Below are 25,866 nucleotides of genomic sequence, written 5' to 3'. Positions count from 1 at the left end.
CATGACCGACATCGACGATAAGGACGAAGAACGCCACCGCGCCAAGATGGCCAAGCGCAAGGCGGTGCAGGATGCCGAAGTGGCGAGCAAGACGGTCGAGAAGGGGTTGCTGATCGTCAACACCGGTCCCGGCAAGGGCAAGAGCACGGCTGCCTTCGGGCTGGCGCTGCGCATGCTCGGCTACGGCAAGCGTGTCGGTGTCGTCCAGTTCATCAAGGGCAAATGGCACACCGGCGAGAAGGACGCGTTTGCTGCCTTCGGAGACCGCGTCGTCTGGCACGCGATGGGCGAGGGGTTCACCTGGGAAACGCAGGATCTGAAGCGTGACATCGCCGCCGCCGAAGCCGCGTGGGCCAAGGTGCTCGAACTGATGGCCGATCCGTCGATCAGCCTGCTGGTGCTGGACGAACTGAACATTGCCTTACGCTACGACTACCTCGATCTCGACAAGGTGGTTGCAGCGTTGAAAGCGCGGCGCGAGGGCCTGCATGTCGTCGTCACCGGCCGCAACGCCAAGCCGGCGCTGGTCGAGGCCGCCGACCTGGTCACCGAGATGGGCGTTACCAAGCACCATTTTTCCGCAGGCGTGAAGGCTCAGCAGGGGATCGAGTTCTGAACGCTTCTTATCCTCCCCACAAGGGGAGGGTAAAGTGGGTCACACCACGATAACGATGACCGAAACCAACCCAAACAGCGCGATCAGCAGATAGTCGGCGACGCGATAGAGTTTCAGCGCTTGCCTGATGTCGAGGCTGTCGGCTTCGCGGCGGCCGCCTTCGCCCATGAAGACGTCGTCGACCAGCACGCCGCCGTAGCTGCGCGGCCCGGCGAGCGCCAGGCCGAGCGCACCGGCCATCGCCGCTTCCGGCCAGCCGGCATTGGGCGAGCGGTGTTTTTTCGCGTCGCGCCATACCGCATGCCAGGCATTTTTCGCATCAGCGCCTTTGACGAAGAACGCCGCGAGCACGATCAGCAGCGCCGTCAGCCGCGACGCCGGCAGGTTGATCCAGTCGTCGAAGCGCGCCGCCGCCCAGCCGAACGCCTCGTGGCGCGGGGTGCGGTGGCCGATCATCGAATCGGCGGTGTTGGCGGCCTTGTAGGCGGCGCCGCCGGCCAGGCCGCCGACGCCGGTCCAGAAGGCAGGGGCGACGATGCCGTCGGAAAAATTCTCGGCCAGGCTCTCGATCGCCGCGCGGCAGACACCGGCCCTGTCGAGCGTTTCGGGGTCGCGGCCGACGATCCGCGAAACGGCAAGGCGGGCCAAAGCGAGGCCGCCGGTGTCGAGGGCGTCAGCCACCGCCTCGACATGCTCATAGAGGCTCTTCTGCGACAGAAGCGACGTTGCCAGAAGGGCCGTGATGACCAGACCCATGGGAACGAACCAGAACAGGATCTGCACGCTGAGGCCGATCACCGCCGGCACCAGCACGATGACCAGCAGCGCCTGGACACCACGCTTGCGACGCAGCGCGTCGGGATCAGTGGCGTGGTTGAGCCTGCGGTCGAGAAAGGATATCAGCCTGCCGAACCACGTCACCGGATGGCCGACGGCACGAAACAGCCAGTCGGGGTAACCGAGGGCGAATTCGACGGCCAATGACAGGAAAGCGATCAGGACTGACATGAAGCTTCTTAATGGGGCGGTTGTGGACCATGGTGGAAGTCTTGGCCGCGCGAGGGTGCTTTTCCCCAACGCCCTGCTGCCTTTCGTCGACCTCTCGACCGGTATCAATCCGCACTCCTACCCGCTTTTCGACTTACCCGCCACCATCCTGTCGCGGTTGCCGGAAGCCGCGCGCACGCGCGACCTGACAGAGATCGCGGCCAGTACTTACGGCGCGCCGTCGCCAGCCAACGTCGTGGCGGCGCCCGGCACGCAGATCCTGTTGCCGCGCGTCGCCTCGCTGGTCAGCCCCGGCAAGGCGCTGGTGCTGGGCCCGACCTACGCCGAACATGTCCGCGCTGCCGGGATTGCCGGGCACGAGGTGACCGAGGTCGGCGATTTCGCTGATCTGGCGGACGCCGACCTTGCCATCATCGTCAATCCGAACAATCCGGATGGGCGCATCATCGCGCGCGACCGGTTGCTGGCACTGGCCGCCGGACTGCACGCCAAGGGCGGGCTGCTGGTCGTCGACGAGGCGTTCATGGATGTCGGCCCGCGTCAGCACAGCCTCGCGGGCGATGTCGGTCAGGGCGGTATCGTCGTGCTGCGCTCGTTCGGCAAGTTCTTCGGTCTGGCCGGACTGCGGCTTGGGTTTGCTCTCTCCGACGCAGCGACTGTCGAACGGCTGGAAACGCAATTCGGACCATGGGCCGTCGCCGGGCCGGCGCTGGAATACGGCATCCGCGCGCTTGCCGACATCGGGTGGCAGGACGCGATGCGATCATCCCTTGCGGGTGCATCGGCGCGGCTCGATGCGCTGTTCGGCCGCTTCGGCATTGCCGTCGCGGGCGGCACCACACTGTACCGTTTCCTCCGCTTGGCCGATGCCGCCGATCTGTTTTCCGCGCTTGGCCGGCGCGGCATCCTGCTTCGCCATTTTGCTGACCGGCCTGACGTTCTGCGCGCCGGGCTGCCGGGGAATGAGGAGGAATGGCAGCGGCTCGAAACCGCTCTTGCCGAATGGGCGTCGCGGCGCGAGGATCAATCGAGGGGTTCAAAACAATGATCCATGTCTGCTCGCTGGCAAAGATCGAGGAAACGGTGGCCAGGACCGGCGCCGACCGCATGCTGTCGCTGCTTGCCGCCGGAACGGAGGTGGTCCGGCCGGCCTCGATATCGAGGGAGAACCATCTGCATCTGGTCATGCACGATATCGCGGTGGCGCAGGACGGCATGACGATGCCCGGCGAAGATCATGTCCGCAACCTGCTCGATTTCGCACGCCGATGGGACCGGGCAAGGCCGATGCTCGTGCATTGCTATGCCGGCATCAGCCGCTCGACGGCTTCGGCCTATATCATCGCGGCCGCATTGGCGCCAAAGCGTGACGAGGCCGAACTGGCGCATACGTTGCGGGCGCTGTCGCCCTCGGCGACACCCAATCCGCGGCTGATCGCGGTGGCAGATGCGTTGCTTGATCGCAACGGCCGCATGGTCGAGGCGATCGAATCGATCGGGCGCGGTGCGGATGCCTTTGAAGGCACGCCCTTTGCGCTGAGGATCGACAGCTAGCTTTGGCCCTGTATCGTTGTTCGATTGTCGAGTGCCTTCATTCGCCCAATCCTCATGCCCGTGGCGCACCCGGACAATGAACACGTCGCCTTTCAAAATCTGCTGTGCGGAAATCTCCGGTGCGAAGCGCGATTGTCTGATCCGCCTCCTCCGTCGCCTCGTTTGTTCAAGACGATCTGGCATAGCGATGACAGCGCTTGCCTTTCGATGCCAGACCACTGGTTTGGAGGCTACGTCAACCACTCCGCGAGCTTGGCCTTGCGAACATCCCTGAGCAGGCTGATGAACCCGTCGGCCTGATAGTCTGCCGTCAGCCGGCCTTTCTCTGCCGTCGCGATGCTGGCGTCGCCGACGACGCCGTTCGGATTGAGGTCGCTGGCGATCCAGGCGAAGGCGTGGGTGCCGGTGTGGCGCAGCAGCGATAATTCCTTTTCGGCCTCGGCGACATTGGAAACGAAATTGTCTGCCTTGCCCATGTCGACGAGGTCCGGCCGGAAATGCAGCATCAGCGAGGTCTCGACGTCGCCGCCATGGATGCCGTGACGGTCCTCGAGTTCGGTGTACATGCCGGCCGGGCGGCCAAAGCGCTGCCAGCTGGTTTTTACCGCCAGCATCTTTTCAAGCACGCGCAATTCGCGCGTGACGATGCCCATGATCTCCTCGTTGCCGCCATGCGAATTGACGACGATCAGCTTGCGCACGCCGGCGCGCGCGATCGACAGGCCAAGCTCGGTCCAGGCTTCGACCAGCGTCGTTGCCGGCAGAGTGAGGGTGCCCGGCGCATGCAGATGTTCGTTGGATTTGCCCACTGCCTGGACCGGCAGGATGCGGATGTCGAGATCATCGGGCAGGCGCGAAATGACCGTGTCGAGCATGCCGTTCATGATCGAGGTGTCGGTCGAAACAGGCAGATGCGGCCCATGCTGCTCGATCGCCGCCACCGGCAGCACAGCGATCGTCGCCTCCGGGTCGATCGAGGCGTATTCGGTGGTCCGGTAATCGCCCCACCAGACGCGTCTTTTGGCTACGGTCATGTCATGCCTCTTCAATGGTTAGGGCAGACCTAACGCGGGACAGGCTTCCTGTCGATCACCCGGCCGCGATGGCCTCGACCTCGACCTTGAATTCGGGGCGCGCAAAGCCGGAAACGATCATCAGCGTCGAGGCCGGTGCGGGGCTGGAAAACAGCCGGTCGCGGACATCCATATAGGGCCGCAGATGCGCGCGGTCGGTGACATAGGCGTTGATGCGCACAATATCCCTGAGACCCAGGCCGGCTTCGCCGAGAATCGCCGCGATGTTTTGAAAGCAGAGTTCGGCCTGCGCGCCGGCGTCTTCGGGTATCTGGTCGTCCGCGGTGATGGCGACCTGACCCGAGCACAGCACCAGCCGCTTGCCAGCCGGAACCTCGACGCCGTGGCTGTAGCGGGCAAAGGGCGGCTTGATCGACTTCGGGGTGAGGAATCTGAACATGGCAATCTCCGGTTTGGCCGTAGCCTAAGGCTTGACCCATTGTACCTTCAAGATGGCGGTGCATGTTGCCCGGGCGATTGTGGACAGCCGTTCAAAAAATAGGCACGATGCCTTTCGTACAGCATGACCCGCCCGCCCTTGGCATGGCAACGTCTTTCAAGCGGGCGGTCCCGGCGCCAGACGCCCGTGGCATGTGTCTTGCTTCTTGAATCTTTGGTGTCGAGCCTGGCGCGTGGCGCGCCGGAGCAAACAGAGGGTGGTGTCGATGTACGGAAAACAGAAGATTTCGGTGGCGGTTGTGGCCCTGCTTGCAGCCAGCACGCTGGGTGCGGCTGCGAATGAGAAAGTCACCTTCGGCACCAACTGGTTGGCCGAGCCGGAGCATGGCGGATATTACCAGTCTGTTGCGGACGGCACCTATGCCGCCTGCGGCCTCGACGTCACCATCATGCAGGGCGGTCCGCAGGTTAGCGGCCGGCCGATGCTGCTTGCCGGCAAGATCGATTTCTACATGGGCGGCAATCTGCTGTCGGCTTTCGATGCCGTCCAGCAAGGCATTCCGATGCGCGTGGTGGCGGCGGACTTCCAGAAGGATCCACAGGTCATCATGTCCCACCCCGGCGAGGGGCTCGACAAGTGGGAAGATCTCAAGAACGCCGACCAGTATATTCTGGGTGACGAAGGCGTGCAGACCTTCTTCCAGTGGATGGTCACGGCGCTTGGCTTCGACGCCTCAAAGCGCGCGCCCTACACCTACAACACCGCTCCCTTCCTCGCCAACAAGAAGTCGATCCAGCAGGGCTACGTCACCTCCGAGCCGTTCGCGGTCAAGAAGGAGGGCGGCTTCGTGCCGAACCAGTTCCTGCTTGCCGACTATGGCTGGGACACCTACTCGACGACGATCGAGGTGATGCAGGATACGATCGACAAGAAGCCGGAGGTCGTCCAGTGCTTCGTCGATGGCTCGGCCAAGGGCTGGTACAAATATCTCTACGGCGACAACAAGGCCGCCAACGACCTGATCAAGAAAGACAACCCCGACATGAGCGACGAGCAGATCGCGTTCTCGATCGAGCAGATGAAGAAGTTCGGCCTTGCCGATTCCGGCGACACCGAAAAGCTCGGCATCGGCGCCATGACCGACGAGCGGATCAAGAGTTTCTACGACAAGATGGTCAAGGCCAAGGTCACGCCAGCCGGCATCGACATCAAGAAGGCCTACACGCTGACCTTCATCAACAAGGGCGTCGGGCTCGAGCTGAAGAAATAGGCCGGTCCCGGCATGATAAGGGAAAAGGTGGCGCAAGCGCCGGCTGCGTCGGGTGCGGCCCCGACGCTTCTGGCGCTGCGCGGCGTCGGCAAGGTCTTCTCCAACGGCGTGACGGCGCTCAGCGACGTCAACCTGACCATCCGGGAAGGCGATTTCCTCAGCCTGCTCGGGCCGTCGGGGTGCGGGAAGTCGACGGCGCTGCGGCTGATCGCCGGCCTGTCGACGCCGACCTCCGGCGTGCTCGACTGGCGCGGCGGCGGCTCGCTTGACCGTTCGAACATCGGCTTCGTCTTCCAGGAGCCGACGCTGCTGCCCTGGGCCAATGTTTTCGACAATGTCTGGCTGCCGCTTCGGCTGAAAGGCATTTCGCGTGCCAAGGCGACACCGGCGATCACGGAGATGCTGGCGCGGGTTCATCTGACCGGTTTCGAAGACGCGGTGCCGCGCGAACTGTCCGGCGGCATGAAGATGCGCGTCTCGATCGCACGCGCCATGGTGACCAAACCGCGTGTGCTGCTGATGGACGAGCCATTCGCGGCACTCGACGAGATCACCCGCTTCAAGCTCAACAACGATCTCTTGGAACTGTGGCAGGACGAACGCTTCACGGTCGTCTTCGTCACCCACAGCGTCTTTGAAAGCGTGTTCCTCTCCAACCGCGTGGTCGTCATGGCGGCGCGGCCGGGCAGGGTGTTCGACGACCTCGCCATCGAGGCTTCCTATCCGCGTGACGAGGCGTTTCGCACCTCGCCCGACTATGCGGCATTGTGCCGTCAGGCCTCCGATGTGCTGGTCAAGGCCATCAACTCAACAGCAGGCGCGCATCATGACGGCCATTGACGAGCGCGTGCTCGAACTCGACCCCGAGGAAGCACGCCGCGTGCGCCAGGAGCGGTTCGAACGGAGCGGCCGCTGGGTGCTGCCGCTGGCGATCATGATCCTGGCGATCTGGCTGTGGGATCGGATCTGCGTCTGGAACGAGATTCCGCAGTACATACTGCCGCGACCGGGCGTGGTGCTGTGGACGCTCTACAATGACGCCGGCCTGCTGTTTTCCTCGCTGCTGGTGACCTTGCGCATCACCTTCCTCAGCCTTGCCCTGGCGGTTGTCGGCGGGGTCGGGCTGGCGGTGCTGTTCGCGCAATCGAAATGGGTGGAGATGTCGTTCTTCCCCTTCGCCATCGTGCTGCAGGTGACGCCGATCGTGGCGATCTTTCCGCTGATCAACATCTATGTGAACGACCAGACGACCAAGCTTCTGCTGTGCGCCTGGATCGTCGCCTTCTTTCCGATCCTGTCCAACACCACGCTTGGCCTCAACTCCGTCGACCGCAATCTGCGCGACATGTTCAAGCTCAATGGCGCGACGCGCTGGCAGCAATTGCGCTATCTCCGCCTGCCGGCGGCGATGCCCTATTTCCTCGGCGGGTTGAAGATCGCCGGAGGCCTGTCGCTGATCGGCGCCGTGGTGGCCGAATTCGTCGCCGGCACCACCGGCCAGTCGTCCGGCCTTGCCTCGCGCATCATCGAGGCCGGCTACCGGCTCAACGCGCCGCGGCTGTTTGCGGCGCTGTTCCTGATCTCGCTCACCGGCATCCTGATCTTCCTCGTGCTGTCGCTGATTTCGCATCTCATTTTGCGGCGCTGGCACGAAAGCGCACTGAAGCAGGAGCGCTAGGTGACTGAAAGGTTGGTGCGAAACACCCCTCTCTGTCCTGCCGGACATCTCCCCCTCAAGGGGGGAGATCGGCTGTGTGTTTTGCTTTCGCCAATTGTGAGTGCCGAAAGAGAGGCGGTTCGAACGAAGCTGCCAATCTCCCCCCTAGAGGGGGCCGGCAGGACAGAGGGGGGTAGGCCTTGATACCAGCCTCTGGCTCTTATCAGCTCGCTAACGTCCGTATTCATCAATCACTGACGTCGGGCCTTACTGCGACTTACGATAATGACGGTTTCACGCTGGCCAACATTGCCGTCGCCGACGGCAAGATCGCCAGCATTGCAGCGCATGGCAAATCGAAGGCACGTGCCGATGCCATCGATCTTGGCGGCCGCATCGTGCTGCCGTGTTTCGTCGACTGCCACACACATATCGACAAGGGCCATATCTGGCCGCGAAAACCCAATCCCGACGGCACGTTCATGGGCGCGTTGAATGCCGCCGGTGCCGATCGTGTGGCACGCTGGAGCGCCGAGGATTTGGCCCGGCGCATGGATTTCTCGCTGTGCTGCGCCTACGCCCATGGCACCCGGGCGCTGCGTACCCACATCGACAGCGTCGCGCCGCAGGAGGATATCTCCTGGCCGGTGTTCGAGGCGATGCGCGAGGAATGGCGCGGCCGCATCGAGTTGCAGGGCGCCTGTTTGCTCGGCATCGAAGGCGTGCGTGACAAAAAGTGGTTCGACAGGCTGGCAAAAAGGGTTGCCGCGGCAAAGGGCGTGCTCGGTGTCGTCACCTATATGGTGCCGGACCTCGAAGAACTGCTCGACCATGTCTTCGCGCAAGCCATCAAGCATGGCCTCGATCTCGATTTCCATGCCGACGAGACCGATGATATCTCCGCCATATCGCTGAAGAAGATCGCCGAGGCCGCTCTTTGGAATGGTTTCGAAGGCAAGATCCTCGTCGGCCATTGCTGCTCGCTGGCGCGCCAGCCGGACCTCGACGTGCTCGACACGCTGGACAAGGTGGCGAAGGCCGGGCTCGCCGTCGTCTCGCTGCCGATGTGCAATCTCTATCTGCAGGATCGGCGCGGCGACGGCACGACGCCGCGCTGGCGTGGCGTGACGCTGCTGCACGAGATGAAGGCGAGGGGCATTCCGGTCGCAGTTGCTTCCGACAACACGCGTGATCCCTTCTATGCCTATGGCGATCTCGACATGCTGGAGGTCTACCGCATGGCGACGCGCATCCTACACTTCGATCATCCGGTTGCCGACTGGCCGCAGGCGGTCACCGCGACGCCGGCCAAGGCGATGCGGCTTGATGGCTTCGGCACGCTGGCTGCCGGCGGCGATGCGGATTTCATCGTGTTCAAAGGCCGAAGCTGGACGGAATTGCTGTCGCGGCCCGAATCGGATCGCATCGTTGTGCGCGGCGGCAAGGCGATCGACCGGCAATTGCCCGATTATGCCGAACTCGACGAACTGATGGTGGAATGATGGACGTTTCGGCGCTCAAACGCGATCTCGAAGGCCTGAAGATCGACGACAATCCAGCCATCGTCCAGCAGAAGAGCCGCGACTTCTACTGGTACAGCCCGGTGCTGAAGCAGCAGTTAGACCATGTCACCGGCGACCTGATCGTGACGCCGAAGAACGAGGCCGAACTGATCCGCGTGCTTGCCGCCTGTCATCGCCATGGCGTGCCGGTGACACCGCGCGGCAGCGGCACCGGCAATTACGGCCAGGCGATGCCGCTCTCAGGCGGCGTCGTGCTCAACCTTGCCGAGATGAACGAGATCAAGTCGATCGCCCCGGGTCGCGTCGTGACCGGACCGGGGGCCATTCTGGCCGATATCGACAAGGCAACGCGGGCGCATTCCGGGCAGGAACTCCGGCTATCGCCCTCCACCTACAACACCGCTTCGATCGGCGGCTTCATCGCCGGCGGTTCGGGCGGCGTCGGCTCGATCAATTTCGGCGGGTTGCGCGATTTCGGCAATGTGCTGCGCCTGCGCGTGGTGACGATGGAAGGTGAGCCGAAAGCGCTCGAGCTCATCGGCGAGGACCTGCACAAGGTCACCCACGCCTACGGCACCAACGGCATCATATCGGAGGTCGAGATGCCGCTGACCGCGGCTTATGAATGGATCGACATCATCGTCGGCTTCGACGCTTTCATGGATGCTGCCCGCTATGGCAATGCGCTGGCCTGCCAGGACGGTATCCTGACCAAGCTGATCACGCCGATAGCGGCACCCGTGCCGCAGCTCTATTTCAAGCGGCATCAGAAGTTCCTGAAGCAGGGGCAAAGCATTTGCGTCATCATGGTGGCGCGGCACGGGCTGGACGCTTTCCTGGCCTTCACCAGCCGGGCCGGTGGCGAGGTGATCTACAATGCCGCCACGGCGACGCCGGACGAGAAGAAGGGCCTGCCGCCGGCCTATGAGCTGGCCTGGAACCACACGACGCTGAGGGCACTGCGCGTCGATCCTTCGATCACCTATCTGCAGTCACTCTATCCCTTTCCCAACCAGCTCGCGCTGGTCGAAAAGATGGATACGATGTTTCCGGACGAGGTATTCTCGCATCTGGAATTCGTGCGGCTGGACGGCAACATCACCTGCTTCGGCCTGCCCTTGGTGAAGTTCACCACCGAAGCAAGGCTCGACGAGATCGTGCGCCTGCATGAGGCGAATGGCTGCCCGATCTTTAACCCGCACCGCTACACTCTGGAAGAGGGCGGCATGAAGCAGACGGATGCCGTGCAGCTTGCCTTCAAGCGCGAGACTGACCCGCAGGGCCTGCTCAACCCCGGCAAGATGATCGCCTGGGAGAACCCGGATTATGATTACCGTTCGGGGCGGACTTTTTTGTTCAAGGGGCTGCAGAAGGTGGGATGATGAACATCCTCGTCCTCTACGCGCATCCGGTCGAGACCAGCTTCAATGCCGGCCTGCACCGGATGATCGTCGAGCGCCTGACGGTGGCGGGCCATACGGTCGACGACTGCGATCTCCATGCCGAGGGTTTCGATCCGCGACTGACGCGCCAGGAACGACTGGACTATCACAACCAGCGTGGCCCCGCCGACGCGGTTGCGCCTTACGTCGAGCGCCTGCTGCGCGCCGATGCGCTGGTGCTTTCCTATCCGGTCTGGAACTATGGCTTTCCAGCGATCCTGAAAGGCTTTTTCGATCGCGTCTTCCTGCCCGGCGTGTCGTTCAAACTGGTCGACGGCAAGGCGCAGCCGTCGCTGCACAACATACGCAAGGTCGCGGCGGTGACCACCTATGGCGGCAGCCGGTTCCGCGCCATGCTGATGGGCGATCCGCCGCGCAAATTGATCAAGCGCATGCTGCGCGCCACCGTCAAACCGGGCGCGCCGGTGAGCTATCTTGCGCATTATTCGATGAATCTGTCGACCGACAGCACGCGCAAGACCTTCATGGCCAAGGTCGCGGCCAGTATGGATGCCTTCTGATGCGCGCGCTGGTGGTTTACTGCCATCCGGTGCCGGAGAGTTTTTGCGCCGCCATCCGCGACACTGCCATCGACGTGCTGAAGCGACGAGGCTGGGAGGTGCGGCTGCTCGACCTCTATGCCGAGAAGTTCGACCCGGTGATGGGTTGCGACGAGCGACGCTCCTACAATGACCAGGCGCCGCAGGACCCGGCGCTGAAGCCGCATTTCGAACTGCTCAACTGGGCCGAAGCGATCCTGTTTGTCTATCCGACCTGGTGGTACGGACTGCCGGCGATGCTGAAGGGCTGGCTCGACCGGGTGTGGGCGACGGACGTCGCCTTCAAGCTGCCGGCGGGCAAGGGTCGGATCAAATCGCTGATGACGCATGTGACCAAGGTCGGCGTCATAACCACCTGCGGCGCGCCGACCTGGTGGAGCGTCGTCGTCGGCCAGCCGGGACGCAAGACCCTTTTGCGCGGCATGCGCGCACTGTGCGCGACGCGCTGCCGGACATTCTTCCTGGCGCACTATCTGATGGATTCCTCGACGCCGGCGACAAGGGTGGCGTTTTTGGCGAAGGTGCGAGGGAAGCTGGAGCGGTTTTGAGTTTTCACCCTCCCCCTTGTGGGGAGGGTCGCGCAGCAAATGCCGCAAAGCCGCTTTTGCGAAGCGGGTAGGGGTCTCTTAGGGCGCTACCCCACCCCGTCCAGCAATCTCCGCTCCGCTCCGACTGCGAGCCGACCCTTCCCACAAGGGGGAGGGTGAGAAGCACTACATCCTCACCCGTTCCGACTTCGGATCGTACATCGGCTTCAATGACGCTTCCGCCGCAAAACGCTCGCCGGCGATCTCGATCTCGTAGGTTGAGACCAGCACATCCGCCTCGCTCTCGCCCTCGCAAGGCACATAGCCTAGCCCGACCGCGCCGCCGAGGTGATGGCCGTAATTGCCAGATGTGATCGGGCCGACAATCTTGCCGTCGCGCAGGATCGCCTCGTTGTGGAAGAGCAGGGGTTGCGGGTCTTTCAGCCGGAACTGGACCAGCCTGCGGTTCAATCCGGTCTCCTTCTTGCGCAGCACAGCATCACGGCCGATGAAGTCGCCCTTGGCCGTCTTTACAGCGAAGCCGAGGCCGGCTTCCAGCACATTGTCCTCATCGGTGATGTCGTGGCCGAAATGCCGAAAAGCCTTTTCGATGCGGCAGGAATCCAGCGTATGGAGGCCGCAGAGTTTCAGGCCGACTTCGGCGCCGGCCTCATCGATCGCCTCGAAGATATGGGCGGCCTGATCAGTCGAGACATAGAGTTCCCAGCCGAGCTCGCCGACATAGGTGACGCGGTGGGCGCGGGCCAGGCCCATGCCGATCTCGATTTCCTGGAACGTGCCGAACGGATTTTTCTCATTGGAGAAATCGTTCGGGCTGACCTTCTGGATCAGCTTTCTCGCGTCCGGGCCCATCAGGCAGAGCACGCTTTCGGCCGCCGTCACGTCGGTGATGACGACGAACTCGTCGGCGACGTGTTTGCGCAGCCAAGCCAGATCGCGCTGCAGCGTGGCGCCTGGGACGACGAGGAAGAACGCCGTCTCGGACAACCGCGAGACCGTGAGATCGCTCTCTATGCCGCCGCGCCGGTTGAGCATCTGGGTGTAGACGATCTTGCCCGGCATCACGTCCATGTCGTTGGCGCAGAGCTTCTGCAGGAAAGCGCAGGCATCGCTGCCCTCGACACGGATCTTGCCGAAGGAGGTCATGTCGAACAGGCCGACGCCGTTCCTCACCGCCAGATGCTCCTCGCGCTGGTTGTCGAACCAGTTCTGCCGTTTCCAGGAGTAGCGGTATTCACGCTCCTGGCCCTCGAGGGCGAACCAGTTGGCGCGCTCCCAGCCAGCGACTTCGCCGAACACGGCGCCACGTGCCTTGAGATGCTCATGGAGCGGCGACCGCCTGATGTTTCTGGAGGTTGCCATCTGCCGGTAGGGGAAATGGTCGGCATAGAGCAGGCCGAGCGTTTCGGAGACACGCTCCTTGAGATAGCGGCGGTTCTTCTGGAACGGCTGGGCGCGGCGGATGTCGACTTCCCACAGGTCGAAAGGCGCCTCGCCGTCGTTGATCCACTGCGCCAGCGCCATACCAGCACCGCCGGAGGAGACGATGCCGATCGAATTGTAACCGGTCGCCATCCAGTAGCCGGACAGTTCCGGCGCCTCGCCAAGATAGTAGCGATCGTCGGGCGTAAAACTCTCCGGTCCGTTGAAGAAGGTGTGGATGCCGGCGGTCGCCAGCATCGGCATGCGGTTGACGCCCATTTCGAGGATCGGTTCGAAATGCTCCATGTCCTCCGGCAGCTGGTCGAAGCAGAAATCCTCACGGATGCCGTCCATGCCCCACGGCTTGGCCACGGGCTCGAAGGCGCCGAGCATCATCTTGCCTGCGTCTTCCTTGTAGTAGGCGCACTCGTCGGGCACGCGCAGCACCGGGAGGCGGGTGAGGCCGGGGATCGGCTCGGTGACGAGATAAAAATGCTCGCAGGCGTGCAGCGGGATGGTGACGCCGTTCCGCGCGCCCAGTTCGCGGGCCCACATGCCGGCGCAATTGATGACGATGTCGGCTTCGATCGTGCCTTGTTCTTCGCCCTGTGCCCAGGACACGCCGGTGACGCGGCCGGCCTTGCTGTGGACCTTGGTGACCTTCACATTTTCCATGATGGTCGCTCCGCGCTGGCGCGCGCCCTTGGCCAGCGCCATGGCGATGTTGGCGGGGTCGCATTGGCCGTCGAGCGGCAGATGCACGGCGCCGACGACATCGGAAACATTGAGATGCGGGTACATCTCGCTGACTTCCCTGGGCGAAATCTCGCGCACATCGACATCGAAGGCACGGGCGAGCGATGCCTGCCTGTAAATCTCGTGCTTGCGCTCCTCGGTCAGCGCTACGGTGATCGAACCGACCTGGCGCATGCCGGTGCCGACTTCCGTCTCGGCTTCCAGCTTGACGTAGAGGTCGGCGGAATATTTCGCCAGCCGCGTCATGTTCTGCGAACCGCGCAACTGGCCGATCAGGCCGGCGGCATGCCATGTCGTGCCCGACGTAAGCTGCTTGCGTTCGAGAAGCACGATATCGGTCCAGCCGAGCTTGGCCAGGTGATAGGCGACCGAGCAGCCGGAAACGCCGCCACCGATAATGACCGCTCTTGCTTTGGCGGGAACTGCCTTGGCGGTCATGCTGCCTCGCGACGGTAGCTGAAAGCAAAGCGGCGCAGACGAAGTGCAGCTTCCCGCAGCACGGGTTCGGGCTGGCAGAGGCTGATGCGAATGTGGCCGGCGGCGGCCTCGCCGAAGCTGGAGCCGGGCATCACGCCAACCTTTTCGTTGTCGAGCAGGGCCCAGGCGAATTTCTCGTCATCCGGTTCGACGGCCGAGATGTCGAGCATGACATACATGCCGCCCTCCGACCCGCGCACGGTGACATCGTTCATGCCCCGCACGGCGTCGAGCAAGACGGTGCGGCGTGCCGCGTAACGTTCGGCGATCTCACTGATGCCATAACGGTTCTCCAGCGCCTCGGAGCAAGCGATCGAGATGAAGGCCGGCAGGCCGTAGGTCGTCACCAGATTGAGATTGATCATGAGTGTGATCATCTCTTCCGGTCCCGTTAGCCAGCCCATGCGCCAGCCGGTCATGCCGTGGCTCTTGGACATCGAATTGATGACCAGCGTACGCTCGTTCATCCCTGGCAGCGAGCGCGGCGAGACGTGCTCGCCGCCGCCGAGCGTCCAGTAAACTTCGTCCGACAGCAGCCAGAGGTCGTGCTCCCGGCAGACTTCTGCCAACTGCTCCAGCCTCTCGCGCGAATAGACCGCACCGGTCGGATTGTTCGGCGTGTTGATCAGGATGGCGCGCGTGTTCGGCCGAATTGCCGCGCGGATCATGTCGGCACGTGGCTGGAAGCCATCCTCGGCCGGTGTCTCGACGACGGTGAATTCAGCGCCTGCGGCGCTGAACGTGTTGGGATAGGTGGCATAATAGGGCGCCACGACGATGGCGTGATCGCCTTGGTCGAGCACGCCCTGTACCGCCGCGTAGAGTGCGGCCTGGCCGCCCGGCGTGGCGATCACCTGATCCGGCGACGTCTCGACGCCGGTGCAGGCGCTCGAAGCTGCCGCCATCGCCTTGCGCAGGCGCGGCAGGCCAGGAAGCGGGGTGTAGTGGTGATTGCTGCCGCGAACCGCGGTCACGCAGGCTTCGATGGTCTGCGAAGGCGTATCGAAATCATGGTCGCCGACCGACAACATGATGATGTCTTCGCCTGCCTCCTTGCGCGTCCAGGCGGCGAAATGGACTTCCCAGCCGTCCTTGCCCGAAGGCACGATGCCGGAAATGCGCGATGATGGTCTAGGCATGCAAAACTCCCGAAATTTCGTAGCCGGCCTGTTCGAGCCGGTCGCGCAGAGCGGCGATGTGCGGAGGTCCGACTTCGCAGCAGCCGCCAACGATGCTTGCCCCAGCCTCCACCCAGCCGATCGCCTGGTCGGCATAAGCATCCGGGCCAAGGTCGTGACGAGCGTGCAGCACATCGACGGTGCCACCGTGCTTGAGTGCTTCGGTTGAAGTGAAGCCATTGGCGTAGGCGCCGACCGGGCCGCCGAGGTCGATCAGTTCAGGCAAAGCCGCGGCGATTGCTTCCGGCCGGCAGCAATTGACCAGCCGCGCGGCGACTGCCAGGCCGTCGAGCGCGCTTGCCGCGGTGGCTATTGCTTCGCCGCTGCGCAGCCGCGGCTTGCCGTGGTCGGCCAGCGTCCACGACACCCATACCGGCTTGCCGCTTTCCGATGCCGCGGTGACCGCCGCGCGGGCTTCGTCCGCCGACGCCATGGTTTCACACAACAACAGGTCGACGCCATCGGCCTGCTCGGCAACGATGCGGCGGTAAATATCGAGCGTCTCCTCGAAGGAAATGGTCAGCGCCGGTGCATAGCTGCCGAAAAGTGGCGACAGGCAGCCGGCGATGGCTGCATCGCCGGCCTCGTCGCGGGCCTGCCTGGCTAATTCGATGCCGCGCTTCTGTAATGGCTTGAAGAGGTCTTCCGCACCCTCGCGCGCCAGGCGTTCGGGTGTCGCAGAATAGGTGTTGATGGTGATGACGCGTGCGCCGGCACGGATGAATTCCGCGTGCAGGTCGCGCACCAGATCCGGCTCGTCGATCAGCACCCTGGCCGACCATAGCGGCGTCGGCTCGGATTTGCTGCGGCGGACCAGTTCCTGGCCCATCCCGCCATCGGTGAGGATGATTTTCTTCATGCGCGCAGCCTTTCGTTCTTCGGATCCCACAGCGGTTCATCCTTCTGCACGATCGCCTGAAAGCGGTCACCGAAGATTTCGATCTCGACTGATGTACCTGGTTCGGCCAGGTCGGCGCGCAGCATGCCGAGCGCGATTGATTTGTCGATCCGATGACCCCAGCCGCCTGACGTCGTCTCGCCGACGATCTTGCCGTCGTGCCACAGCGTCGACACTGAAGGGGCGTCGCAGTCGCCGGGGTTCTCGACGACCAGCGTGACGAAGCGCTTCTTCACGCCTTGCTGCTTTTCGTTCAGCAGTGCCGCCTTGCCGCGAAAGTCGGGCTTGTCCCATTTGACGAAGCGTTCGAGCCCGCCCTGCAGGATCGAATAGTCGGTCGAGAGATCGCCCTTCCAGGTGCGGTAGCCTTTTTCGAGCCTGAGCGAATCCAGCGCGTACATGCCGAACGGCTTCAGTCCGTGCTGCTGGCCTGCCGCGCAGATGGCATCGAAGATGGCGGCGGTGTCGTCGATCCTGGTGTGGATTTCCCAGCCGAGTTCGCCGGCAAAGGAGACGCGCACGAGTTTGGCCCAGCGACCGGCGATCTTTGTCTCCTGATGCGTCAGCCATGGCAGAGTGAGGTCGGCTTCGCAGACGTCAGCGAGGATTTTTCGCGAGTTCGGGCCGGCCAGGATCTGGGTCGAGAATTCCTCGGTCCGGTCGATCAGCTTGAACGGTGCGTCCTTGGGCATGCGCGATTTCAGCCACTCGAAATCGTGCCATTGCGCGACCGCCGCGGTGATCAGCGTCATTAGGTTGTCGTCGTGGCGCACCACGGACATTTCGGTGACGATGCGGCCCTTGTCGTCGGCGAAATAGACGAGGCCGATGCGGCCTGGCTTCGGCACCAGCCCGGTGACCTGCAGGCTCAGCCATTCGGCGGCACCGGGACCGTCAAGGTTGAAGCGCGAGAAGCCCGGCAGGTCCAAAATGCCGGCGGCATCGCGCACGGCCAGGCATTCTTCACGCACACGATGGTACCAGGGTCCTTCGCGGCGGAAGGTCAGTGTCGCTTCCTCTGAAACATCATCGCCGTCTTGCGCATACCAGGTAGCGCGCTCCCAGCCATTATAGGCATCGAAGCGGCCGCCGAGCGCCTTGATGCGATCATGGATTGGCGACAGCTTGCGGTCGCGCCCTTCCGGCCAGGCATGGCGCGGAAACTGGATCGCGTATTCGTTGCCGTAAATCTCCATGCCCTTGACGACGCAATAATCCGGCGCCGAAGCAAAGGAGGTGAAGCGGCGCGGGTCGCACGACCACATGTCCCATTCGGTCTGGCCCTCTGTCACCCATTCGGCCAGCACCTTGCCGGCGCCGCCACCCTGGGCAATGCCGAAGGTGAAGACGCAGGCCTCGAAGGCATTGGGAACGCCGGGCATCGGGCCGATCAGCGGATTGCCGTCCGGTGTGTAGGGGATCGGCCCGTTGATGACCTTGGACAGCCCGGCGGTGCCCAGGATCGGCACGCGGGCGACGGCGTCGGCCAGATAGTGCTCCAGCCGGTCGAGGTCGTCGGGGAACAGCTGGAAGGAAAAATCCTCCGGCATCGGGTCGTTGTGGGTGGCCCAATGCGCGCGGCAATTGCGCTCATAGGGGCCGAGATTCATGCCGTTCTTTTCCTGGCGCAGATAGTAGGAGGTGTCGACGTCGCGCAGCAGGGGCAGTTTCTTGCCCTGTTCCTTCGACCATGCCGCTAGTTCGGGGATCTCCTCGAACAAAATGTACTGATGGCTCATGACCATCATCGGCACGTCGCGGCCGAACATCCGGCCGACTTCGGCGGCGCGGTAGCCGGCGGCATTGACGACGATCTCGCAGCGGATCTCGCCTTGTGCCGTCTCGACCATCCACTCGTCGTTCTCGCGGCGCACGCCTGTGACCGGGCAGAAGCGGATGATCCTGGCGCCCATGTCGCGCGCGCCCTTGGCAAGCGCCTGGGTGAGCTGCGCCGGATCGATGTCGCCGTCGCTCGGATCGTAGAGCGCGCCTTTCAGGTCATGCGTCTCGATGAAGGGATAGCGACGCTGGATCTCGTCGACGCCGACAATGTCGATGTCCATACCCTGGTAGAGGCCCATGCCCTTGGCGCGCTGGAATTCCTGCATGCGCTCGACCGAGTGGGCAAGGCGCAGCGAGCCGGTGACGTGATAGTTCATGGGATAGTCGACCGCGTCGGCCAGTCCGCGATAAAGCTCGGTCGAATAGCGCTGCATGTTCATCAGCGACCAGGACGAGGAGAAGGTCGGCACGTTGCCGGCGGCATGCCAGGTCGAGCCGGAGGTCAACTCGTTCTTTTCGAGCAGCACGCAGTCGGTCCAGCCCGCCTTGGCGAGATGATAGAGCGCGGAGGTGCCGACGGCGCCGCCTCCGATGATCACCACGCGCGCCGTGCTCGGCAAACCCGCCATGTTCTTCTCCAAACTTGAACTCAATAGACGGGTGGTGAAACCACCCAGATGATAATTGCAGGCTCGGCACCCGGATTGCGCCAGCGGTAGGGCTTGCCTTCGAAGCGAAAGGAGTCGCCCTCGCCAAGCCGATGCCAGACACCTCCGATCTCGATGTCGAACAGTCCGGACGCGACGTATCCGGCTTCCTCGGTCGGTCGCTGCGCCTCGGCCTTCAGTTCCGCGCCCGGCGCGAAAACCGAACGCACCATCTCGAAGCTACCGCCGAGATCGGGCGACAGAAGCTCCTCCACCAAGCCGGATTCGCTTGTGCCAAGCGTGCGGCGCCTGCCGGCGCGCACGACCACGCCACGTTCGCTTTCGACAGGTACGTCATGGCTGAAGAACAGGCTGATCGGCACGCCGAACAGTTCGGCGAAGGCTCGGAGGTCACCGAGCGATGGCGTCGACAGGCCACGCTCGACCTGGCTGACCCAGCCGACCGAACGGCCAAGCTTCAGGCCGATCTCCGCGAGTGTCAGCCCGCGCGCCTTGCGCAAGGCCCTGATATCGCCGGCCAGCACGCGTTCGTCAGGTCCCTGCAATGTTCTTGCGGTAGTCGAAGGCAAAATGCTCTCTTCATGAAAAAATTCGGTCAAATTTCATGAGAAATCAAGCTCATGAAAAAATCAAGTAGATTTTCACGGATGCACAAGATTTGCTTGCGCGATTTTGACGGTTCATGCAAAGGCTCCGCCGAGAGCGGCGAGTGGGGACGTCCGATCGAGACAAAGGGTAAGGGACGGCCCATGCTGGAAAATAACCCCCGAATTGCGGGCGATGCCGAGATTGTCGACGAGGCGATCCTGTCGCGCCGTTCGGTGCGCGCATTCCTGCCCGACATGGTCGACGACGACACCATCCGCGCCATTTTGGCGGTTGCGGCGCGCGCTCCATCCGGCACCAACATGCAGCCATGGAAGGTCTATGTCACCAAGGGCGAGAGCAAGCAGCGGATATCAGACGCCATTCTCAATTCTGGCATTCGCGCCGAAAAAGCTGATTGGGACGAGTACCGGTATTATCCCACGCAGTTCTTCGAGCCGTATCTGACTCGCCGCCGCGCCAACGGTTTCGGCCTCTATGGCGCGCTTGGGATCGGTCGCCGCGAGGTCGACAAGATGCGCGCCCAGCATGACCGCAACTTCGTCTTCTTCGATGCTCCGGTCGGCATGATCTTCACCATCGACCGCCGCCTCAACCAGGGCTCGTGGATCGACTACGGCATGTTCCTGCAGAACATCATGGTCGCAGCTAGGGGGAGGGGTCTGCACACCTGTCCGCAGGCGGCCTTCGCGCCCTATCACCGGCAGATCAGGCCGGTGCTCGACATTCCGGACGAAGAGATCGTCGTCTGCGGCATGGCGCTTGGTTATGAGGATACGTCAAAACCTGAAAACGCCTTCCGCACCGACCGCGTGCCGCTGGAAGAGTGGGTGACGTTCAGCGAATAAGCCAGCCAGCCTCATTCCGTATTCATCGGGGCACCGTGGCCGCTGACATGGGCGCCGTCCTGCGGCGTCAGCTTGAGGTAGGCGAGCAGCGCGCAGAGCGTGATGACGCCCTCGATCACGAACAGGATGCGGAAGTCGTCGGCGACGGCCGGGCCGCCGCCAGCCAGAAACGACAGCGCCGCGGCGGCGAGGCCGACGCTGATCGCCACCGCCAGCTGCCATAATATGTAATAGAGCGCGCTGAAACGGGCGAGCTGCTCGGGCGCGATGTCGGAATAGGCGAGGTTGCCGGTCGAGGCCCATTGCGCGGAGCGGAAGACGCCGAAGACGAAGATGTAGGTGAGCACGATCCACACTGGCGTCGTCGCCTGCACCAGCGCGAAGCCGGCAACCAGGGCGGCGACGATGGGCGTGTTGTAGACCAGCACGCGGCGGAAGCCGAAACGGTTGAGGACGCGCGGCATGAAGAACCGCATCGCCACCGAGCCGACCGCGGCGACAAAAGTCAGCGATCCCGCCTGAACCGCGCTCATGCCGAAGCCGAGCTGGAACATCAATGGCAGCAGGAAGACGACCGAGCTGAGGCCGATCGTGTCCAGCCCACCGCCGGTCAGGAACGAAATGCGGAAGGTGCGGATGCGCAAAAGCTTGAGATCGAGCAGCGGATTGCGCACACGCAGGCAGTAGAACGAGGCGATGGTCAGGATGACGAGCGCCAGCGCCAGTTCGGCGGCGATGATGCCGCCCGCGGCGTCCTTGGCGGCCAGCGAATCCATGCCGAAGACCAGCAGGACCATGCCGCTGCCGACCAGCAGGAAGCCCGGAAAATCGAACGGCGTGCGCACCGGCCTGGTCATCGTCGGAAACAGCGAGGCGGCAAGAATTGCCGCAGCCAGCGCGAACGGCACGTTGATAAAGAAGATCCAGCGCCAGGAAATGTAGGTGGTCAGCGCGCCGCCGACGAGCGGGCCGACCAGCGGTCCGGACTGGCCGGCCAGCGAGATGTACATGTTGATCTTCAGCGTTCGGCTGCGCGGAAAGGTCGACAGGATGACGACCTGGCCGAGCGTGCCCATTAAGGCGCCGCCAAAGCCTTGCAGCGCACGCGCACCAACCAGCGTCCAGATGTTGTCGGACAGTCCGCACAGCGCCGACGAGGCAGCGAACACCAGCAAGGCAAAGCAGTAGACGTTGCGCAAGCCGAAGCGGTCGGCGGCCCAGCCGCCAAGCGGCATCGAGATGATCAGGCTGGCAACATAGACGGTAATCAAGAGGCCGAGCTGGCTGGGCGGACGGCCGAGGCTTTCGCTGATGCCCGGCAGCGCGGTCACCACGACATTCTGGTCGAGGCTGGTCATGAACACGCCGCAGGCAACCGTCAGCGGCAGCAGGAGCAGGGCTCTGGCCGGCACATCGGCGCGATCCGAGGCGCCGGCGGATAGTTCTGCGGTCATGGAGATGTTCGAACCAAACGAATGTGCCGACTCTTGAAGAAGGGATTTTCATATCCATGGGCCGGTTGGGCGGCCACGTTTTCGCACCATGGGCGCCTGCGGCCTGATTCTCTAGCGGCAGAAGCGGCAGGCGTTGATGCCAGATGCAGGCAACGCAGCGATATGACCGCAGGCCTATTGCACCTCGTAGCCGACTTCCTCGCTGGCGTGGCAGAGCGCCTTCCAGAACGAGCGTGCAAAGGAGCGGAAGACATAGATGTCGAACTGGTCGGCACTGGTGCGCTGGATCTGGGCGAAGACGTCGTGGTGAGCGGTCGAGCGGCCTGCGCCGACAGGGAAGGCCGGCAGCGAAAAGTCGATGGCGAAGAATTTCGCCAGTACCCATTCGGCCTTCGGCCCGGCAATGCGGATGGCGGTGCGGCCATGCGACAGGTCGGTGACCGTGCCGATAGCCGGGGTCACCACCTTGGCAAAGGCAGCGGCCAACCCTTCGGCCTCGTCGGCAACGGTGAACTTTCCCGGCGCGAAGCCGAACACCGACTTAACCCCGTCGCTCACTCCGCCGCCGGCGCCATCGGGCAGCGCAAGCCCGGTGACGGTTCGGATGGCAGCGATCAGCCTCTTCTCCTCGCCGGGCCAGGCGGCGAGCTGCACGATCGAGCCCGGCCTCGTCTCGGTCAGGATGATCTCGACACCGTGCTCGAAATTGCCGTGCGAGCCGACATGGAATTCGGGCTCAAGCGGCGACAAGGGCTCGGGTGATTGGTGCTCAACCATGCATGCGGCTCCCGTCCGGATCGAAGAAGTGGTTGGAGACGATCTCGACCGGCCCGAACCGGTTGCGCAAGGGATCCGAGACATGAGCGCGCGTGCCTTGCCGTGCCTTGCCGCCCTTGACCAGCGCCAGCGCGATATGTTTGCCGAGCGCCGGCGAATAACAGCAGGCGGTGATATGGCCGATGGAGCCGTGCGGATTGGCTTCGTCAACCGCCTCGACGATGTGCGCGCCGCCATTGAGCGGCCGGTTATCGAGCGCGATAAGGCCGACCAGTTCGAGGCGGTCCGATGCGATCAAGCCTTCGCGGTCCATCATCGCCGAGCCGATGAAAGGCTTCTTCTTCGACAGCATCCAGTCGAGATGCAGGTCGCGTGCCGTGGTGCGGCCGTCGATCTCGGCGCCGGTGACATGGCCCTTTTCGATGCGCATGGTGCCCAGTGCCTCGAGCCCGTAGGTGACCAGCCCAAACGGCTTGCCGGCTGCAACAAGCGCTTCCCAGACATGGGTGCCGTAGCCGGCGCCGGAATAGACCTCGAAAGCCATTTCACCGGAGAAGGACAGCCGGCAAATCATCACCGGCACGCCTGCTATATCGCCACGCACGATGCCCATGAAGGGCAGGGTGGCATTGTCGACCGATGTGCCGGTGACACAGGCGGCAAGGATCTGCCTGGCCCTCGGGCCGCCGATCGCGGCACCCGCCCATTCGTCGGTCACCGAGGTGACGTGGACTTTCAGCTCCGGCCAGATCACGTCGAGGAAATATTCCAGATGCTGCATCACCTTGCCGGCATTGGCCGTGGTGGTGGTCATCAGGAAATCCTGCTCGCCGAGCCGCCATGTGGTGCCGTCATCGAAGGCAAGACCGTCCTCGCGCAGCATCAGGCCATAACGCGCCTTGCCGACGGCGAGCGTCGAAAACATGTTGGTGTAGACGCGGTCGAGGAATGCGGCGGCGTCAGGGCCTTGCACGGCAATCTTGCCCAGTGTCGAAACATCGACGATCCCTGCGCTCTCGCGTGTCGCCTTGGCCTCGCGCACATAGGCTTGCTCGACCGTCTCGCCGGCATGGCCATAGATCATCGGCCGGTACCAGAGGCCGGCGGAATACATCGTCGCGCCATTGGCCAGATGCCAGTCATGCATCGGCGTCAGCCGCTCGGGCTTCAGGTCGCCGAAGCGTTCCGCCGCCAGCGAGCCGATCGACACCGGCGCAAAGGGCGGCCGGAAGCGTGTCGTGCCGACCTCGGGGATCGGCTTGCCCAGCGCTTCGGCCATGATGGCTAGGCCAGGCACGTTGGAGCTCTTGCCCTGGTCGGTCGCCATGCCGAGCGTGGTGTAGCGCTTGAGATGCTCGACCGAGACGAAGCCTTCCCGGTGTGCCAGCCGCACGTCCTCAGCCGTGACGTCGTGCTGGAAATCGACAAAGCTCTTGCCCTTGGCCCTGATCTCGAACACCGGGGCGGGATCGGGATCACCAGGCACTGCTTCGACGGTCGGCAGCATGGATGGTGCGCTCTGCCCGCCGGCGGCGGCGAGGCCGGCGGCGCGTCCTTCGGCGAGCGCTTCCAGCGTCGAAAAACTGCCGGTGAAGGCGCCGGCGCCGATCCAGCTCTGTGTCGGCTTTGGCGGCAGGAAAGCTTGCCGCGCTGCGTTCCATTCCGCCTTGGCACCGGCCTGGCTGGCCAGATGGATGGTCGGCGACCAGCCGCCCGACATCAGCAGGCAATCGGCATGGATGCTGCGTGGATCGCCGATGAGCGTGCCGTTGGTCATGTCGAAGCGCTGCAACTTGAGACCGGACAGCGCCTTGCCGCCTTCGGTGGCAACGACGGCATGGCCAGCGAAGATCTCGGCCTCGGCTTCCGTGGCCAGCTTGCGCATCTCCGGCGAAAGTTCCGGCCTGACATCGGCGATGGCGACGACCGCGGCACCGGCCTTCTTCAAGGCGACGGCCGCCCGATAGGCGCTGTCATTGTTGGTGAACAGCGCGATCCGCTCGCCCGGCAGCACGCCGAATTCGTTGGCATAGCGCTCGGCTGCATGCGCCAGCATCACGCCTGGCCGGTCATTGCCGGGGAACACGAGCGGCCGCTCGAACGCACCAGTGGCCAGGACCACGGATTTGGCGAGGATCGCCCAATAGCGATGGCGCGGCTCGCCCTTGCCTGGCTGATCCTTGTGGTCGCTTACCCGTTCGAGCGCGGCAAGCGTGTTGTTGTCGTAGTAACCCCACACCGTGGTGCGCGGCAGAAGCCGGACGTTGTCGCGGCCTGCGAGTTGGGCGACGGTGCGGCGCGCCCAATCGGCGGCAGGCGCGCCATCGATCGTTTCATCGGACCAGTTGGCCGAGCCGCCGAAAAGCGGCTCGAGATCGGCCAGCATGACGCGCGCACCCTGATCGGCGGCGGCCTTGGCGGCCATCAGGCCGGCCGGCCCTGAGCCGACCACCAGCACGTCGCAAAAGGCGTTCATGCGCTCGTAGCGGGCCGGGTCTTTCGCCGATCCGGCACTGCCGAGACCGGCTGCGCGGCGGATGAAGTGTTCGCAGAACATCCAGAAATGCGTGCCTTTGAGCGGACCGAACACCGGCCCCATGAAGGTCTTGTAGTAGAACCCGGCCGACAGGATGTTGCCGCCAAGCTGGTTGACGGCGTTGACGTCCCAGGCAAGCGAGGGAAAGCGGTTCTGGCTGATGGCAACCAGCCCGTCATGGATCTCGACCATGGTCGCCGGGATGTTGGGCTCGCGAACCTCGCCCTTCAGCACCGTCACCAGCGCGTTGGGCTCCTCGACGCCGGCAGTCAACAGGCCGCGCGGGCGGTGGTATTTGAACGAGCGGCCGTACAGCGTGACGCCCTTGGCCAGCAGGGCTGACGCCAGCGTGTCGCCGGCATGGCCGGTGTAGGATGCGCCATCGAAGGTGAAGCGGATGGTTTTCAGCCGGTCGATGCGGCCGCCAGTGTCGGTGCGGCGCGGGCTCATGACTTGTCCTCCGCCCTGCGGCGCGCGGTCGAGCCATGATCGCCGCGCCCATGATCACCCCGCATGAAGGCGACGCTGGAAATCTCATGCGTCAGCGTGTTGCGCACGACCCGCAGATGCGTGCGGCAACCGCCGGAATGCTGCCAGATCTCGTTGTGATCCCCGGCCGGGTTCAGCCTGTCATAGACATAGGCATTCCACGCCTCGAAATTCTGCGAGGCGGGGTCGGGACGCTCACGATTGCCGTCCCCCTGATAGGTGAACTCGATGACGTCGCGCGGGCCGCAATAGGGGCAAGTGATCAACATTGGACTTTATCTTCTTGTTTGACCATGATCTTGTCGGAAAACCGGCCTCCACTTT

General features: G+C 63.6%; 23 protein-coding genes. 11 read left to right on the top strand and 12 right to left on the bottom strand.

Translation table 11 applies throughout. The features are described from left to right. The first annotated feature begins 1 nt into the window (after position 1). Entirely contained in the window at positions 2-616 is a 615-nt protein-coding gene (gene cobO / locus LB558_RS12065; RefSeq protein ID WP_224697764.1) for a cob(I)yrinic acid a,c-diamide adenosyltransferase, read from the top strand. Positions 617-655: 39 nt separating this feature from the next. Here cobO and cbiB read toward each other — a convergent pair whose 3' ends face one another. Next, positions 656-1,624, bottom strand: coding sequence for an adenosylcobinamide-phosphate synthase CbiB (gene cbiB, locus LB558_RS12060; protein ID WP_127258451.1), 969 nt, complete (start codon positions 1,622-1,624; stop codon positions 656-658). On the opposite strand from cbiB, the gene cobD reads away from it, so the two are divergent. Further along, on the top strand, positions 1,623-2,672 hold the full coding sequence (gene cobD, locus LB558_RS12055) for a threonine-phosphate decarboxylase CobD (RefSeq protein WP_224697763.1): 1,050 nt from the start codon (positions 1,623-1,625) through the stop codon (positions 2,670-2,672). The two genes, cbiB and cobD, sit on opposite strands and share 2 nt — an antisense overlap. Then, positions 2,669-3,178 (top strand): tyrosine phosphatase family protein, encoded by a 510-nt coding sequence (locus LB558_RS12050; protein WP_224697762.1) that lies wholly within the window; start codon positions 2,669-2,671, stop codon positions 3,176-3,178. The genes cobD and LB558_RS12050 overlap by 4 nt, the downstream gene beginning before the upstream one ends. A 230-nt stretch (positions 3,179-3,408) precedes the next feature. Here LB558_RS12050 and LB558_RS12045 read toward each other — a convergent pair whose 3' ends face one another. Both LB558_RS12045 and LB558_RS12040 read right to left on the bottom strand, forming a co-directional pair. Next, on the bottom strand, positions 3,409-4,212 hold the full coding sequence (locus LB558_RS12045; protein WP_224697761.1) for a creatininase family protein: 804 nt from the start codon (positions 4,210-4,212) through the stop codon (positions 3,409-3,411). Between the two features lie 55 nt (positions 4,213-4,267). Next, positions 4,268-4,651: a RidA family protein gene (locus LB558_RS12040; protein WP_127258458.1), complete on the bottom strand. Its 384-nt coding sequence runs from the start codon at positions 4,649-4,651 to the stop codon at positions 4,268-4,270. Between the two features lie 265 nt (positions 4,652-4,916). Between LB558_RS12040 and LB558_RS12035 the strand changes: the two genes are divergently transcribed. The 7 genes from LB558_RS12035 (at position 4,917) to LB558_RS12005 (ending at position 11,651) form a co-directional block, all read left to right on the top strand. Next, the gene (locus tag LB558_RS12035; RefSeq protein ID WP_224697760.1) at positions 4,917-5,921 is read left to right on the top strand and encodes an ABC transporter substrate-binding protein; all 1,005 of its coding nucleotides are present in this window, start codon (positions 4,917-4,919) and stop codon (positions 5,919-5,921) included. A 12-nt stretch (positions 5,922-5,933) separates the two neighbouring features. Next, complete coding sequence (locus LB558_RS12030) at positions 5,934-6,761, top strand: ABC transporter ATP-binding protein (protein WP_224697759.1); 828 nt, start codon at positions 5,934-5,936, stop codon at positions 6,759-6,761. Beyond that, positions 6,748-7,599 (top strand): ABC transporter permease, encoded by an 852-nt coding sequence (locus LB558_RS12025; RefSeq protein ID WP_224697758.1) that lies wholly within the window; start codon positions 6,748-6,750, stop codon positions 7,597-7,599. Before LB558_RS12030 ends, LB558_RS12025 begins: the two co-directional genes overlap by 14 nt. Before the next feature lie 179 nt (positions 7,600-7,778). After that, positions 7,779-9,080 carry a cytosine deaminase gene (locus LB558_RS12020; protein WP_224697757.1) on the top strand — a complete coding sequence of 434 codons (1,302 nt, stop codon included), beginning with the start codon at positions 7,779-7,781 and terminating at the stop codon, positions 9,078-9,080. Further along, positions 9,080-10,483 carry an FAD-binding oxidoreductase gene (locus LB558_RS12015; protein ID WP_224698029.1) on the top strand — a complete coding sequence of 468 codons (1,404 nt, stop codon included), beginning with the start codon at positions 9,080-9,082 and terminating at the stop codon, positions 10,481-10,483. Before LB558_RS12020 ends, LB558_RS12015 begins: the two co-directional genes overlap by 1 nt. Beyond that, the gene (locus LB558_RS12010) at positions 10,483-11,064 is read left to right on the top strand and encodes an NAD(P)H-dependent oxidoreductase (protein ID WP_224697756.1); all 582 of its coding nucleotides are present in this window, start codon (positions 10,483-10,485) and stop codon (positions 11,062-11,064) included. Before LB558_RS12015 ends, LB558_RS12010 begins: the two co-directional genes overlap by 1 nt. Further along, positions 11,064-11,651, top strand: coding sequence for an NAD(P)H-dependent oxidoreductase (locus LB558_RS12005; RefSeq protein ID WP_224697755.1), 588 nt, complete (start codon positions 11,064-11,066; stop codon positions 11,649-11,651). Before LB558_RS12010 ends, LB558_RS12005 begins: the two co-directional genes overlap by 1 nt. Before the next feature lie 165 nt (positions 11,652-11,816). Here the strand turns inward: LB558_RS12005 and LB558_RS12000 are convergent, their stop codons facing one another. The 5 genes from LB558_RS12000 to LB558_RS11980 are packed head-to-tail and all read right to left on the bottom strand — an operon-like array spanning position 11,817 to position 19,401. Beyond that, the gene (locus LB558_RS12000; protein WP_224697754.1) at positions 11,817-14,267 is read right to left on the bottom strand and encodes a GcvT family protein; all 2,451 of its coding nucleotides are present in this window, start codon (positions 14,265-14,267) and stop codon (positions 11,817-11,819) included. After that, a complete protein-coding gene (locus LB558_RS11995; protein WP_224697753.1) occupies positions 14,264-15,445 on the bottom strand; it encodes a pyridoxal phosphate-dependent aminotransferase in 1,182 nt (393 codons plus the stop codon). The genes LB558_RS12000 and LB558_RS11995 overlap by 4 nt, the downstream gene beginning before the upstream one ends. Then, positions 15,438-16,343, bottom strand: a complete 906-nt coding sequence (locus tag LB558_RS11990; protein ID WP_224697752.1) for a homocysteine S-methyltransferase family protein — start codon at positions 16,341-16,343, stop codon at positions 15,438-15,440. Before LB558_RS11990 ends, LB558_RS11995 begins: the two co-directional genes overlap by 8 nt. Continuing rightward, entirely contained in the window at positions 16,340-18,793 is a 2,454-nt protein-coding gene (locus tag LB558_RS11985) for a GcvT family protein (RefSeq protein ID WP_224697751.1), read from the bottom strand. Before LB558_RS11985 ends, LB558_RS11990 begins: the two co-directional genes overlap by 4 nt. A gap of 20 nt (positions 18,794-18,813) precedes the next feature. After that, positions 18,814-19,401: an XRE family transcriptional regulator gene (locus LB558_RS11980; protein WP_263495235.1), complete on the bottom strand. Its 588-nt coding sequence runs from the start codon at positions 19,399-19,401 to the stop codon at positions 18,814-18,816. Positions 19,402-19,581: 180 nt separating this feature from the next. On the opposite strand from LB558_RS11980, the gene LB558_RS11975 reads away from it, so the two are divergent. Beyond that, positions 19,582-20,286 (top strand): nitroreductase, encoded by a 705-nt coding sequence (locus tag LB558_RS11975; protein WP_164762705.1) that lies wholly within the window; start codon positions 19,582-19,584, stop codon positions 20,284-20,286. Between the two features lie 11 nt (positions 20,287-20,297). On the opposite strand, the gene LB558_RS11970 is transcribed toward LB558_RS11975, so the two are convergent. From LB558_RS11970 to LB558_RS11955, 4 genes are all read right to left on the bottom strand, one after another. Then, entirely contained in the window at positions 20,298-21,740 is a 1,443-nt protein-coding gene (locus LB558_RS11970; protein ID WP_224697750.1) for an MFS transporter, read from the bottom strand. A 174-nt stretch (positions 21,741-21,914) separates the two neighbouring features. Further along, positions 21,915-22,517 (bottom strand): sarcosine oxidase subunit gamma family protein, encoded by a 603-nt coding sequence (soxG, locus tag LB558_RS11965; RefSeq protein WP_224697749.1) that lies wholly within the window; start codon positions 22,515-22,517, stop codon positions 21,915-21,917. Next, positions 22,510-25,503 (bottom strand): sarcosine oxidase subunit alpha, encoded by a 2,994-nt coding sequence (locus LB558_RS11960; RefSeq protein WP_224697748.1) that lies wholly within the window; start codon positions 25,501-25,503, stop codon positions 22,510-22,512. Before LB558_RS11960 ends, soxG begins: the two co-directional genes overlap by 8 nt. After that, on the bottom strand, positions 25,500-25,811 hold the full coding sequence (locus tag LB558_RS11955) for a sarcosine oxidase subunit delta (RefSeq protein ID WP_224697747.1): 312 nt from the start codon (positions 25,809-25,811) through the stop codon (positions 25,500-25,502). Before LB558_RS11955 ends, LB558_RS11960 begins: the two co-directional genes overlap by 4 nt. Positions 25,812-25,866: the final 55 nt, after the last annotated feature.

It is taken from the genome of Mesorhizobium sp. CO1-1-8 (assembly GCF_020164875.1).
GTDB lineage: Bacteria > Pseudomonadota > Alphaproteobacteria > Rhizobiales > Rhizobiaceae > Mesorhizobium.
The sequence above is the reverse complement of the archived record's forward strand: the minus strand, read 5'-3'. Positions and strand labels throughout refer to the sequence as shown.